Here is a 13,245-nt window from a genome sequence, read left to right as displayed (position 1 = left end):
GAGGTCACTCCTTTAACAAATAGTTGGCTAGCAATCTGGCACCTTGCATAACAATCGGGATTCCACCGCCAGGATGCACCGATGCCCCTACAGCATACAAACCTTTTATCGGATATGGCACGATTTGAGGACGGAACACTGCCGACTGTCCAAAAGTTGGCGCGATGCCGAAGCTGCCCCCATGATAGAGTCCATCCGACTCCGCGTCCTGCGGCGTCCTTACTTCCTTCCATTGAATCGCAGCTCTCAAGCCGGGAAAGCCCCTCTTCTCAGCCTCATCAATTACATGCTCGACTAACGCGGGCACTTCATCCTCCCAAGCTACAGAACCGTGTGGCGGAGCGGGAATCAGCATATACATGACGCTCTCACCCGGAGGTGCTGCTTCCATATCCATAGCTGACGGATAAAATATGTAAAAGGATGGATCTCGCGGAAGCTGATTGTTTTGAAAAATTTGTTTTAATCCGCTTTGTAAATTGTCAGGTAAAAAAAACTGGTGAACGGAAGCTTGATCCCATTGTTTGTTTAGGCCTAAATAGATCAAGATTGTTCCTGATGACGGCTTATAGGCTTTCATTGGAACAGTGTTCTTTGGCATCAATGAAGCCAGATGCGGAAAATCACCGTTATACACAATCGTATCATGCAGCGTTTCCCTGCCGCCTTCGTCTATCACGCCAATGCAGCGTCCATTCTCAAGTACCAATTGCTCAATCTGAGTTTCTGTCTTGATTTGAACCCCTCTTCTGCGCAGCTCCTCTTCCAAGATGGAAACGATTCCGGCATAACCTCCTTTTACATACCAAATGCCATAAGCATGTTCAGCGAAGGGCAATAACGTATACAATCCGGGAGATTGAAAAGGAGCGCCACCTATGTATAAGGTTTGTAGAGAGAACGCATCAAGCAGCTTCTCACTTCGGAAATATCGTCCTGCAAAGGAACGCACGCTTTTGTAGGCTTTAAGCTTCGTTAATAACGTTAGGTTTCGAAAAGTATAAAACTCTCGTTTTCGCAAAAATGGACGTTCCAGAAAAGCTTCCTTTCCTTGTTTAAAAGCTACTTCCATGTCCGCCATATAACGCCGAAAACCATCGACTTCCTCTGGAAACATTCGCTCAAGCTCTTCGATCTGGCGCTGCTGATTCCGCCATTTGTGAAATACGGTGCCGTCTGCATAATGAATACGGTAAAGCGGATCGCATTCGAGCAGCGGTATGCGTGATCGCTCGATTCCCGCTTCCTCCAAAATACTAAGCAGCATTTCAGGCAACAGCACAATTGTAGGGCCTTGATCGATCCGATAGCCTCCGCCTTCCTGAAAAGCTAATCTACCGCCTAGCCGGGGGCCTCTTTCATAAATAGTAACCTGCTTGCCTTGCTTGCTAAGCAGCAGAGCTGCTGTTAAACTGCCTATTCCACCACCGACAAAAGCTACTCCCACCGAAAGGCCTCCTTCTGTGGGTGAATGACTGCTGAAGCTCCGCCAACCCGTATACGTTCACTATCATCCTGCGCCATAAGTAGCCGGGTACTTATGCGCGCTGATTCGAATATCGTCGGCAAGCCGCTGCCAGGGTGAGTTCCTCCCCCTACAAGCCAACAATTAGCGAGCTCTTCGAAGCGGTTATGTGGACGAAGCTTCATCATTTGATCAAGTGAATGTGCAAGATTAAACGTTGCTCCTTCATAGACATGATGATCATTTCGCCAATCTAATGGTGTAATGATGGCTTCCTCCTCGATGTCAGCCGAGAAGCCTGCAAGCTCTGGCTCCTGCTCCATACGCTCGATCATCTTTTCTCTAACGAGTGCCCGCTGCTCCTCCCAACTGACATTCGCAGTCAGATTCGGTACCGGCATAAGCGCGTATAAAGCGGTTTTCCCTTGAGGAGCGAGCGTTGGATCGTTAAGACCAGGATTATGTATATAAATAGATGCGTCTGAAGACAGCATCTTTTTTGTCATGATCTCATGTACGTTTTGGCGATAGTTGTTGGCAAATAAAATGTTATGGTGCGGCATATGTATTTCACGATTTACTCCGAGGTAGAGCATATAGGTAGAGCAAGAATATTTCTTCTTGGCAAGCTTTGCCGGACTGTATTTCTTAAGCTCATCCGGTTCAAACAACTGGTTCATAGCGGTTGCAAAATCAGCATTGATGATGATATGATCCGCTTCTATTTTTTCACCATTTTCCAAAAGCAGACCTACTGCTTTTCCGCTCTTGCTCAGCACTCTTTGCACACCGCAGGAGGTAACAATCTCGCCATCGTACTCGCGAATCACTTCAGCCATTGCCTCGCAGACGCGGTTAACGCCTCCAACTGGATGAAAAAGACCAAATTTATGTTCCAAATAAGCGAGAATTGTAAATGTTCCTGGGCATTCCCATGGCGACATGCCTAAATATTTTGCTTGAAAAGTAAACGCATATTTCAGCCTTTCATCTGTAAAATAACGTGAAAGTCTGTCATACACACTTCCTACCGCATTCAGCCGCGGCAGCGCTTGAAACACATCCCGAGAAATATAGTCGCTTAGCTTGCTGAAAGGCCGCTGCAGCAGCGGGGAAACCTTGTTATATTTCTCCCCCTCCTCCTTCATAAACTGAAGATAACCTTTACCGTTGCCGGGAAACAGCGCCTCGATTCTCTCAACCATCTGCTTCTCGTCCCGTGTCGGTGAAAATGTAACATCGCCGAATTGCAGCCTATATAGCGGATCAAGCTCAATGAGCTCAACATAGTCGTACAAGGAGCGATTTACAGATTGAAACATTTCCTCAAGCAGGTGTGGCATCATGAAAAACGTAGGTCCTCGATCAAAAAAATACTCCCCCAGCTGAAGCCTGGAGGTCCTCCCACCTATATAGGGCTGCTTCTCATAGACGGTAACTCGGTAACCTCGGCCAGCCAGCTCCATGGCAGCTGCTAAACCGCCAGGGCCTGCTCCAATAACGGCCACGATGCCCTTGTCCATACAAATTCCCCTTTCCAATAAAACGAATTAACTATACAAACATTATACAAACATAATACATACTCGATAATAGTCTGTAAAGTTAATTTATTCATTAGAATTGGAAACTTAACCCTAAAACCTTATCTTTAAACCATCTTTCCCATTCTTCTTGATTGCCATTCGGCAGCACCCAATCAGAATACGGTTCAGATACGTTTTTGAAGCCTTGTCCGCCTAAAACGACTTGCAGATCAGCATGATGAACCTTTAAACGGTTAATAAAAGCAAAGGTGGAGTCCATTAATTTCGTATCTGTTAACGATATGCATAGGACTCGAATTTGCTGTGACTTAATTAAGTCTTGAATCCCATCCTCTGGAGTATCTGGTCCAAGATACAGCACGTCAGCTCCTTTTTTTCGCAAAAATAAAGAAAATAAAAGAAGTCCTGCTTGGTGATGTTCACCAGATGGACATAAAGCAAGCATGCGGGGCACTCGATTATCAATCGGAAAAAGTTGAAAGAAACTAAGACAACGCTGAATCACGAACTGTGTAATAAAATGCTCCTGCGCGACAGAAGCTCTGCCTTCTTCCCACTCCGTGCCGACTTTAATCATTACTGAAAATAAGATTTGATAGATCATAATGTCATAGCCATACATGGAAAAACCTAAATCAACCATCGTTTTTGCTTGTTCCGTACGAAAGTTGGAAAGCGTGTTATACAAGCGCTCCACCATCTCTAGATGAGCCTCTTCAGCCCCAACTTTAGCATGGGTTTCTGTCTTCGCTTCCAACATGCGCTCGCGCAAAAGCTGCTGCTCCTTTAGCAGTCGAACAGCTTGCGAAATCGTTACACCTTTCTCATCCGTCTGGTTTTTGAGGAAGCGTAAATCCTCCATATTTTTATCATCAAAGAGGCGATAGCCTGTTTCTGTGCGAATAGGCTTAATCGCTTCATATCTTGTTTCCCAAGCACGAATCGTAACCGCAGGAATACCTAGCAGTGTTGAAGCTTGTCTGATTGTGTACATCATTACATTTCACTCTTTTCCTTCAGTTTCCAAAAAATGCGCTGCAGCCGAAAACGGTTATAGCGCTGCACAATGATAAATGGGACATTGGCGACAATGGCATAAACGATCATGATCCAGCCATAAATACTTTCGTTCCATAGGAAAAATAGCGGCGCAGGCAGCATTGATATGATGTGAGTCCACTCTCCGCGCCGCGTTTCAAGTATAAAGGTCTGCAAGTAAGCTTTCTCAAGGACAGCTATTTTTTTCTTGGCAAAGCCTCCTCGAAACAAGCTTCCTCCGTCTGGCAGTTTGTCTTTCCAAATACGAATGAATAACAATCGTTCATAAATCAATTCTTCTTTGCTCTTCTTTGTCTGTGGTTTCTTGCGATCAGCAGTGTGACTGAACCAAGCATCAGGCATTTTCAAAAACAAATAAGATACGCCTATATGCACAAGCAGCCATGCAAAAATATTTACAACCAATGTCCAAAACGGTGAAAATTCAAAAGTTCTCACTTCCGCCCGCTTCCCTTCATAGTTGAAATCGAGCGACCTTTCCATGTGACCTTGCGGCGAAAAAAGGTTTGCAGCGTTGAACTAGCGAAGATCACCATAAAAAAGAGAAGCGGAATAGGAAACAGGAAAGCGGTCTGGAAACCAAAATTTCCAGCTCGGCTTAACTGTATATTTATTAACAAAACATAAGCGAGGTAGCTGATTATTCCTATCGTTATTTGGTCGCTTGATCGCCAAATTTGAGGATTCAACCATTGTGTAACAACCGTAATCGAACCAGTCAGCCACCAGATTATTGCTAGTAAACGCAGCGGTGTCGTAGAAGATGCACCTGATGCGAAGCTTTTACTCCAGCCTGCACACAATTGCCGTATGCCTTCCGGGTACATTCGGAAAGCAATAACGCCTTTTCCGCTGCAATTTTGAACCGTATGCTGCTCAGCAAATAGAAGGCCTAAGCTGTAATTTTCGAGAATACGCTCACGAACAGCCTTGTGCCCACCTGTTTGAAAATATGATTCTCGGGTACAGACTATACAAGGACCGAAAGCGCCTACAGCCTTCTTCTTTGTTGCCGCAACAATTTGAGGTGCTCCAACCGCAGCTAAGACAATGATATTGAAAAAAGCTGACAACCATTCATAGGGCCGCTTCATCTTGTGGTAAGGCTGGATCGAAAGCAGTCCGTTCTGCTTTGAATGGGCCTCAGCCAGCACCGACAACCCAGCATCCTCTAAACAAGTATCTGCATCAAGGAAAATAAGTAAATGACCGCTTGCTGCCTGCGCGCCATTCCAGCACGCCCAGCTTTTACCAAGCCAACCATCCGGCAGCTCGCCCGGGTTTACAACTATTGCACCAAATGATTCAGCGATGGCTGCTGTACGATCAGTTGATCCGTCATCTACAACAATCACTTCAAATGGAGCGAGTTGCTGCCCCTTTATTGATGGCAATAACTGTGTCAGGTTTCTCTCTTCATTTCTAGCTGGAATGATAACTGAAATGCTTGAGAAACTCTTTCTATCGTTCTTTGTGAAAGGCACCAAACCCTCTTCTAATGGTCGGATTTTGTTCAACAGCCAAGCACCACAAATAAGTCCGCCAAGCAACAGCACAACATTTTCAATCATAGATCTAATCCTCTGTGCAATAGGTACCAAAATTCCTTATTTGACTCGTTATTCCATGTTTTCATATACAAACAGCTCATTTTCCCCAAAGTTGTGTACCACCTTTCACCAGGCTGATTAGGTCATTCCATTTGGCAGTTGATAATGGCTATACAAACTTACAACCACAGCCCTATCTTTGGTGAAAATGATGGCATTCAAACTATACGAGCCATTATTCGCTCTTTTTATAGCCTCATTCTCATCGTTTAACGACGAAATAGCAGGAGCTATCCGAAGATTTGATCCTGCAACAGCTGCATGTTATAGGTAAAATTTGTTAATACTGAAAGTGAAAAAGTGTTGGTTAAATGCATATCCCGCATTCTGCTTATCGCATTAACCTTTTACGTTAGTTCTACAACGATTATACGATTGTGTATATAGTTTGTCATCTGCATCGTTTCGGCTAAATGACCAATGTTGAGAGGAAGTGCTCCTATGAGCAAAAAGATTATTGTCGTCGGAGGCGGTCTCGGCGGACTATCAGCTGCTATTCGCCTCTCTGTAGATGGGCATCAAGTGACCATATTAGAAAAAAATGAACGCGTAGGCGGCAAATTAAACGTAAGATCAGGGCAAGGTTACACTTTCGATACGGGTCCTTCTATTTTGACGATGCCTTGGGTACTCGAACAGCTGTTTGAAAGTGCTGGCCGCAATCTAGAGGATTATATGAAGCTGGTTCGTGTTGAACCTCAGTGGAGAACTTTTTTCGAAGATGGGGTAACACTTGATATAACAGGTGACTTCCCTGACCTAATCAAGCAATTCGAACAAATCTCACCGGTTGATGCACAGCAATTCCTCTCTTATTTGGATTATTGTCAGCAAATGTATCAGCTCAACACAAAAAGCTTTTATAACAAGAGCCTTAGTGGCCTGAGCGACCTGCGGCGTCACCACAGTATGAAGGAACTGTTAGCGATGGACCCGATGAAGACGATGCATCAGACGACAAACCGCTTTCTGAAGGACAAGCATTTGCGTCAATTGTTCGATTTTTTCATCATGTATATCGGTTCCTCGCCTTATGCCGCTCCCGCTGTGCTGTCACAATTAATCTATGTACAAATGGGGCTTGGCATCTATTATGTAGAAGGCGGTATGTACCGAATTGCGGAGGGTATGCTTAAGCTGCTTGATGAGCTCGGTGTGGAGGTTCGCACTTCAGCTCCAGTTGCTCAAATGAATACAGTCGGCCAAAACGCAACAGGGGTAACTTTAGAAGATGGCAGCGTAATAGAAGCTGATCTGATTGTGTCTAATCTTGAGGCAATTCCAGCGCATCAGACACTGCTGCAGCATCATCCGAAATCGGCCGACCGCGTAAAGGATTTAGCAAAATACGAGCCTACTGTATCAGGACTTGTGCTGCTTCTTGGCGTGGATAAAGTGTATGATCAGCTTCTGCACCATAATTTCTTCTTCTCTGAAGATCCAGATAAAGAGTTCAACGATATATTTGTCGAAGGCAAACCTACAGATGATCCAACAGTGTACATCGGGGTTTCAAGCAAAACCGATCCAGGACAGGCGCCGCAGGGCAAAGAAAATCTATTTGTGCTTACTCATGTGCCGCCGCTCAAACCTGGTGAAAGCTTCAAGTCACAGAAGGCGGCTTACAGAGACCTAGTTCTGAATAAGCTCGAACGTATGGGACTAACGGCGCTGAGACAGCATATTGAGTTTGAATATACCTTCACTCCAGATGATATCCAGCAGCTTTATGGTTCTAATGGCGGTTCCATCTACGGCATTGTAACGGACCGCAAGCTTAACGGCGGCTTCAAAATTCCAAGCAAAAGCAAGCTGCTCGATAATCTTTATTTCGTTGGCGGATCAACGCACCCCGGTGGCGGCGTCCCGATGGTCACTTTATCCGGACAACTCACCGCTGACCTCATTAAAGAGCAATTGAGCATTGCTGCAAAATCCGTCATGTAGACAGATTAATTCAAATAAAAAACCTCTAATCCGTTATCGCGGATTAGAGGTTTTTATCTATTGATTAATTATTAAATAAGTTCAAGGACCATTCCGCCTAATGCGCCAGCCACAACAATCATCCAAGGTGGTAGCTTCCAAAAAACAAGCATAATAAACAATACGGCAGCCAAAATAAAATCACCGGACTCTACTATCGCGCTAGTCCAAAGCGGATCATACAGTGCAGCAAGCAATATGCCAACTACAGCGGCGTTAATGCCAACTAATGCACCTTGGATTTTTGAGTTATTTCGCAACCCATTCCAAAACGGCAATGTTCCAGCAACGAGAAGAAATGCCGGCAAAAAAATTGCTGTAGTTGCAACAATGGCTCCAGTTAATCCACCAGAAAGAGTACCAAGATAACTAGCGAATGTAAAAAGTGGACCAGGCACAGCCTGCGCAGCGCTATAACCTGCTAAAAAATCCGATTCATTAACCCACCCGGTAAAGACAACTTCATTCTCAAGCAGCGGCAGCACAACATGTCCGCCTCCAAACACCAATGAGCCTGAACGATAATAGCTATCGAGCATCGCTATCCATTCCATATTTCCCCATTGCCTTAGAAATGGCAAAACAATAAGCAGCGTGAGAAATATAACGAGGCAGGAGATTGCAAGGGAACGGCTAATCCGAATGTTCAAATCAGGAGTACCCTCGACTGTTTTCTTATGATACAACCATACCCCGATCAGCCCTGCTGCAGCAATAATGATCACTTGACTATAGACCGCTTGCCAATATAACGTTGCCGCAGCAGCGATGACTGCTATCGTAGCTCTGTTTCGATCCGGTGTTAGTTTCTGTCCCATCCCTAGAATGGCATGAGCAACGATGGCAACCGCTACAATTTTCAATCCATGAATCCAGCCTGTGTTTCCAAGATCAAATCCTTGCAGCAAAAAAGCAAAGGCAACTAATGCAATGATCGATGGCAGTGTGAATCCTAACCAAGCCACTAGTCCGCCCAATAACCCAGCCCTAACTATCCCTATACCGATCCCAACTTGACTGCTGGCTGGCCCGGGTAGAAACTGACATAAAGCAACGAGGTCTGCATAACTTCGTTCATCCATCCATTTGCGGCGACGAATATACTCATTGTGAAAATAACCCAGATGGGCTATCGGACCCCCAAATGAGGTAAGTCCTAGTTTAGTTGATACAGCTAGTACCTCTACTAAAGATGCGATTGTTCCTCTTTTCAATCCTATAGCCTCATTCCATTACTCATGTTATTTACATTGTAAGCTTGCGAATTATTGGCTTACAACCCTTTAACAAATACTTAATAAATGGTTACATAAAAAAAACCACCTCGTAAGGTGGTTTTTAAAATCATTACGCTTTATTTAGACTCCATCATCGCAGCAAATGTATCTTCCGTTACGACACGCCTTGCTGTTACATAACGTTTTGCATAATAAGAATCGTTAAGGTTTGTAATTGTAACCCCTTTGCTTGTAGAAGAATGAGCAAATTTCCCATCCCCAATGTAAATGCCCGCATGAGAAACGCCTTTGCCGCTTGTGTTGAAGAACACAAGATCACCCACGCGTAGTTCATCTTTATTAACCTCTGTGCCTGTGTCTGATTGCGATTGCGATGTTCTAGGCAGCTTTACATCAAATTGATTAAAGATATGCAGAATAAAACCCGAGCAGTCAAACCCTTTGCTCGTTGTGCCTCCCCATTTATAAGGAGTTCCAACAACCTCGCTTATGGAATCCGTAAGCACAGACTTGGCCGACTTATCTGCAAGCACGCTTCCTCCTCCAGTAAGCAGCAGCAAGCAGGATAACAATAAAATAAAACCCTTCTTCAAAACAACTTCTCCCTTCGGTGCCTACGAGGTTAGCTTATGGGTTCGGTTGAAGATCCCTATGCTTAAAAACATACATTAAGCAATTCACCCTGGGTGGTTCCCCCGTTTCCGATATACAGAACTCGGCATGTCAATAAACCTTATAGTATCGTTAAATTCGATTTTTTTTACCATAATCCTGCAATTGGTTTATTAGAATACTTTCATTTTTCTTCAATATTATTATTTATTTAGCTGTTCACTACATGATTTTTGTCAAAAGTGCTGGTTTTTTTGTAATTAAAATAGATGAATTTCCAATCATATTTTCAAAATATAACGGTTTAAACACAAAAAAAGAGTATCCGTATTTTCATACAGTTACTCTTTCTAGTTAAGCAAGTTTCGCCAAAATATCGACCTTTTGCCAAGAACGTCTCCTCCATCTGTAGAGCATCAGTAAAGCTCTTATCCATTCATCGATTGAAAAGGCCAGCCATATTCCTACCAACCCCATGTCGAACACAATCCCGAACACGTATGCCAGCGGCACACTAATCCCCCACATGGATACTAACCCGGCAGCAACTGGAAATTTCACATCTCCAGCCGCATTTAGACAACTGATAAGCACCATGTTGCAAGCCCGAGCCGGCTCCAGCATAATCGATAACAACATGAGCTGCTTGCCTAACAATATAATTTCCGCATCATTAGTAAAGAGGCTGAGCAATAGAGCTGAGAAGCTATAGATACAAATACCAAGCGCAAGAGAAATGACGAACGCCAGCTTCAAACTTTGCATACTGGATCGATAAGCATCATCCTTCTGATGGGCTCCAATCAGATGTCCAACAATAATTTGCGTTCCTTGACCTATTGCCATTGAAAAAACAAAAACAAAAGAAGTTATGCTCTGCGAATAAATTTTTGTCGTTAACGCTGTCGTACCGATCAGCGTGACTAAATATGTGATTACAACCTGTGAAAGATTATAAGAAACATGCTCACCTGCCGAAGGAATACCTAGTTTAAATATAAGGCCAATATTTTTTCTTTGAAGCTTAAATGGACTAATCAAGCCAACCTTATACTCCAAGCTTCGAATACATAAAATCAAATAAGCGGTCATCCCTATGGCACGGGTTATCCATGTAGATGCTGCTACTCCTTCTACACCTAAATTAGGTAAGCCGAAGGGCTCCATCAGCACCAGATAATTCAAGGTAATATGAAGTACATTAATCCCCAATGCGATGAACATCATTTCTTTCACAATACCGCGGCATCGTAAAATAGTACCTAACGTCATGCTTATTGCTGTGATGAAGACGGAGCTGCCAACAATCGCTAGATAGCTGACTCCTTCTGCCATCACATCCTCGGGCACATTAAAAAGCGCTAAAAACACGTCGGCATAGACAATCAATCCTACGCTAGCTATTAAACCGAGCATAACATTCAAAGTAAGCGCCGTTCTCCCGATTCGATCAGCGCCATGCAAGTTGCCTGCGCCGAGCCATTGATTGAGAATGACACTTGTACCTACCGTAACAAATCCAAACATCAAGCCCACTACAACTAAAATCTGATTAGCTATCCCAACCGCTGCCACTGCTCCATCAGAGTAGCTGCTTAGCATCATCGTATCGACCGTTCCAATCAGCATCCCAAATAAAGCTTCAATAAAGATAGGCCATGTTATCGAGATGATGCTCTTTTGGCGCGGATCAACCTGTTTACTCATTCAAATTCACATTCTTCCTGTTCATGTACTACCCTGCTGTTATCGTCAGACTACTGTTATCATGTATGAGAGTACACCCTATTTAACAAACAAGGGTTGAGAGAATGCGCCGAAACCGCCTTCCAAATAAACTGCCGCCCTTACGTAACCTTCATCACCACGACACTTGTAACTAACGCTATTGAAACGACCGGAAGTCTCGTATAGCACATTTCCGTCTTTGCCAAACAAGGTTGCGTATTTGTACATCCGGTCCAATCCTTCACTCGCAAGCAGCTTAAACTCAATCGTCCCATCCGCTGCTTGAATCGACTCAAACCCATAGCCTGTGGAAACATAGAAGCTTCCGGATTTCATCGCTGAAGTAATACTCTCATTGGTGTTTTGCTCTGCAAGCACCATATTCCAAGTTCGTTTCTCTTGCCCATATACATGAAAATCGTCTCCGCCAAACCCCCATACTTTTCGCCCAGCTGAGAGCAGCGCATCCCATTTGTCGAACGCAATGTCGAACGCTGGATTTCCTTCGCCATTTACGATCTCGATTCCGGTGTAGCAAGGCATCGCGAGCATATCTTCAATCGGCCAATACTGCGAATAATAACGATTCGGATGTAAGAGTACGCTCATTCCCCCTTGCTTCGTGCAAAGGTCAGAAAACTGCTGATACCTTTCTACCGAAAACTCGTTTGAATAGTTGTCCATCATCGAGCGCGGAGGGTTAATGAGAAGCATATGCCTTTGCGGACTGCTAACCTCCATCGCTTCGAATACGGTCGTGATTGAACGTTTCCCTTCATGAACGGTAATGAAATCATGGTCGGAAATGCCGAGGAAATCGTATTGCCCATACATCCGGTAAACTGTCTCAAGCGTTTGAGAGCCGCAAGCACTATTTGTTGTATGGTTATGGAAGCTCCCTTTCAGCCACATGCCCTCTTGTTTATCATAAGGATTTGAAATGATTATTTGTGTCATTCACTATGTTCCTCCGTTCCTGCCTTATTCTTTGACCGAACCGATCATAACGCCTTTGGCAAAATACTTCTGAATAAATGGATAAATCATAATAATCGGCGTGATGACGATAATAATTGTCGCCATTTTCAGCGAGTTTCCTGTCACCTGAATTTTGTCCAGCATTTCATATTGCGTCGATCCAGCCGCTTGCTCGAGCGTATTTCGAAGCGCATCTGCCCGGGTCAGCATTTCCTGCAGCAATGTCGATAAAGGCCGCAGATTGCTCTCTCGAACATAGAAGGCACCTGTAAACCAATCATTCCAATGCCCCACTGCGTTAAATAACGCGATGACAGCCACAACCGGCCTGCTGAGCGGCATGATCACCTTCATGAAAATTGAAAAATCATTATATCCATCAATTCTTGCAGATTCTTCGAGGCTCGGACTGATCTCTTGGAAGAAAGTCCGCATAATTATTAAATTCCATGCACTATACAATCCCGGAATGATATAAACCCAGATTGTATTCGTCAAATGCAAGTCTTTGAGCAGCAAATAGTATGGAATGATGCCGCCGCTAAACAACATGGTGAAAAAAATAAGCATGGTAAAAAATCGAACGCCTGGCATCGCTTTTCTCTTTAATGCATAAGCTGCCATCGCCGTCAAAAAGACGCTCGCTAATGTCCCGACAATCGTTCGGAACATCGAAATGCCGAATGCACTTACAATATTGGAGGATGAGAAAACTTCCTTATAGTTTTCAATAGACCATAATCTCGGCCACAAATAGATGCCTCCTCTTTCCGCATCTTTACCTGAATTAAAGGACAAAGCAAAGATGTTCAGAAACGGAAGAATGATAGATAAACATAAAAGAATGATCAATACATAGATGGCAATCTGAATTAATTTTTCTCCTGTAGAAATCTTATAAAATGGTTTATCCACGTTATTTGCACTCCTTCAACATTTGCGAAGCAAAACAGCCTCGGAAGCATGTCCTTAGCGTTAGTGGTCCGTCTCATCGCAGTACATTTCATGTACGAATGAAACAG

Annotated in this window: 11 protein-coding genes and 1 riboswitch; of the genes, 1 reads left to right on the top strand and 10 read right to left on the bottom strand. The window is 44.0% G+C overall.

Annotation, left to right across the window (positions count from 1 at the left end; translation table 11 throughout):
* Nucleotides 1-4: 4 nt before the first annotated feature.
* The 5 genes from AB4Z45_RS00240 to AB4Z45_RS00220 all read right to left on the bottom strand — a co-directional run bounded on the left by AB4Z45_RS00240 (nucleotide 5) and on the right by AB4Z45_RS00220 (nucleotide 5,642).
* The gene (locus tag AB4Z45_RS00240; RefSeq protein ID WP_441907395.1) at nucleotides 5-1,447 is read right to left on the bottom strand and encodes a phytoene desaturase family protein; all 1,443 of its coding nucleotides are present in this window, start codon (nucleotides 1,445-1,447) and stop codon (nucleotides 5-7) included.
* Nucleotides 1,438-2,988, bottom strand: coding sequence for a phytoene desaturase family protein (locus tag AB4Z45_RS00235; RefSeq protein ID WP_441907394.1), 1,551 nt, complete (start codon nucleotides 2,986-2,988; stop codon nucleotides 1,438-1,440). Before AB4Z45_RS00235 ends, AB4Z45_RS00240 begins: the two co-directional genes overlap by 10 nt.
* Nucleotides 2,989-3,082: 94 nt before the next feature.
* Entirely contained in the window at nucleotides 3,083-4,009 is a 927-nt protein-coding gene (locus AB4Z45_RS00230; protein WP_441907393.1) for a MerR family transcriptional regulator, read from the bottom strand.
* A complete protein-coding gene (locus AB4Z45_RS00225) occupies nucleotides 4,009-4,509 on the bottom strand; it encodes a glycosyl-4,4'-diaponeurosporenoate acyltransferase (RefSeq protein WP_441907392.1) in 501 nt (166 codons plus the stop codon). Before AB4Z45_RS00225 ends, AB4Z45_RS00230 begins: the two co-directional genes overlap by 1 nt.
* A complete protein-coding gene (locus AB4Z45_RS00220; RefSeq protein ID WP_441907391.1) occupies nucleotides 4,506-5,642 on the bottom strand; it encodes a glycosyltransferase in 1,137 nt (378 codons plus the stop codon). Before AB4Z45_RS00220 ends, AB4Z45_RS00225 begins: the two co-directional genes overlap by 4 nt.
* 480 nt (nucleotides 5,643-6,122) lie before the next feature.
* Here AB4Z45_RS00220 and AB4Z45_RS00215 point away from each other — a divergent pair, with 480 nt between their 5' ends.
* A complete protein-coding gene (locus AB4Z45_RS00215; protein ID WP_441907390.1) occupies nucleotides 6,123-7,628 on the top strand; it encodes a phytoene desaturase family protein in 1,506 nt (501 codons plus the stop codon).
* A gap of 71 nt (nucleotides 7,629-7,699) precedes the next feature.
* Here the strand turns inward: AB4Z45_RS00215 and AB4Z45_RS00210 are convergent, their stop codons facing one another.
* The 5 genes from AB4Z45_RS00210 to AB4Z45_RS00190 all read right to left on the bottom strand — a co-directional run bounded on the left by AB4Z45_RS00210 (nucleotide 7,700) and on the right by AB4Z45_RS00190 (nucleotide 13,138).
* On the bottom strand, nucleotides 7,700-8,887 hold the full coding sequence (locus AB4Z45_RS00210) for a chromate transporter (RefSeq protein WP_441907833.1): 1,188 nt from the start codon (nucleotides 8,885-8,887) through the stop codon (nucleotides 7,700-7,702).
* Nucleotides 8,888-9,021: 134 nt separating this feature from the next.
* Nucleotides 9,022-9,498, bottom strand: coding sequence for a C40 family peptidase (locus AB4Z45_RS00205; RefSeq protein WP_441907389.1), 477 nt, complete (start codon nucleotides 9,496-9,498; stop codon nucleotides 9,022-9,024).
* 3 nt (nucleotides 9,499-9,501) lie between these two features.
* A riboswitch (cyclic di-AMP (ydaO/yuaA leader) is annotated at nucleotides 9,502-9,636 on the bottom strand.
* A gap of 235 nt (nucleotides 9,637-9,871) precedes the next feature.
* Nucleotides 9,872-11,224, bottom strand: a complete 1,353-nt coding sequence (locus AB4Z45_RS00200; protein ID WP_441907388.1) for an MATE family efflux transporter — start codon at nucleotides 11,222-11,224, stop codon at nucleotides 9,872-9,874.
* Nucleotides 11,225-11,302: 78 nt separating this feature from the next.
* The gene (locus AB4Z45_RS00195) at nucleotides 11,303-12,202 is read right to left on the bottom strand and encodes a phosphoesterase (protein WP_441907387.1); all 900 of its coding nucleotides are present in this window, start codon (nucleotides 12,200-12,202) and stop codon (nucleotides 11,303-11,305) included.
* Between the two features lie 24 nt (nucleotides 12,203-12,226).
* A complete protein-coding gene (locus tag AB4Z45_RS00190) occupies nucleotides 12,227-13,138 on the bottom strand; it encodes a carbohydrate ABC transporter permease (protein ID WP_372238946.1) in 912 nt (303 codons plus the stop codon).
* Nucleotides 13,139-13,245 lie beyond the last annotated feature (107 nt).

Source organism: Paenibacillus sp. MCAF9 (genome assembly GCF_052114265.1).
Taxonomy (GTDB): Bacteria; Bacillota; Bacilli; order Paenibacillales; family Paenibacillaceae; genus Pristimantibacillus.
This window is presented reverse-complemented; position numbering and strand designations above follow the sequence as displayed.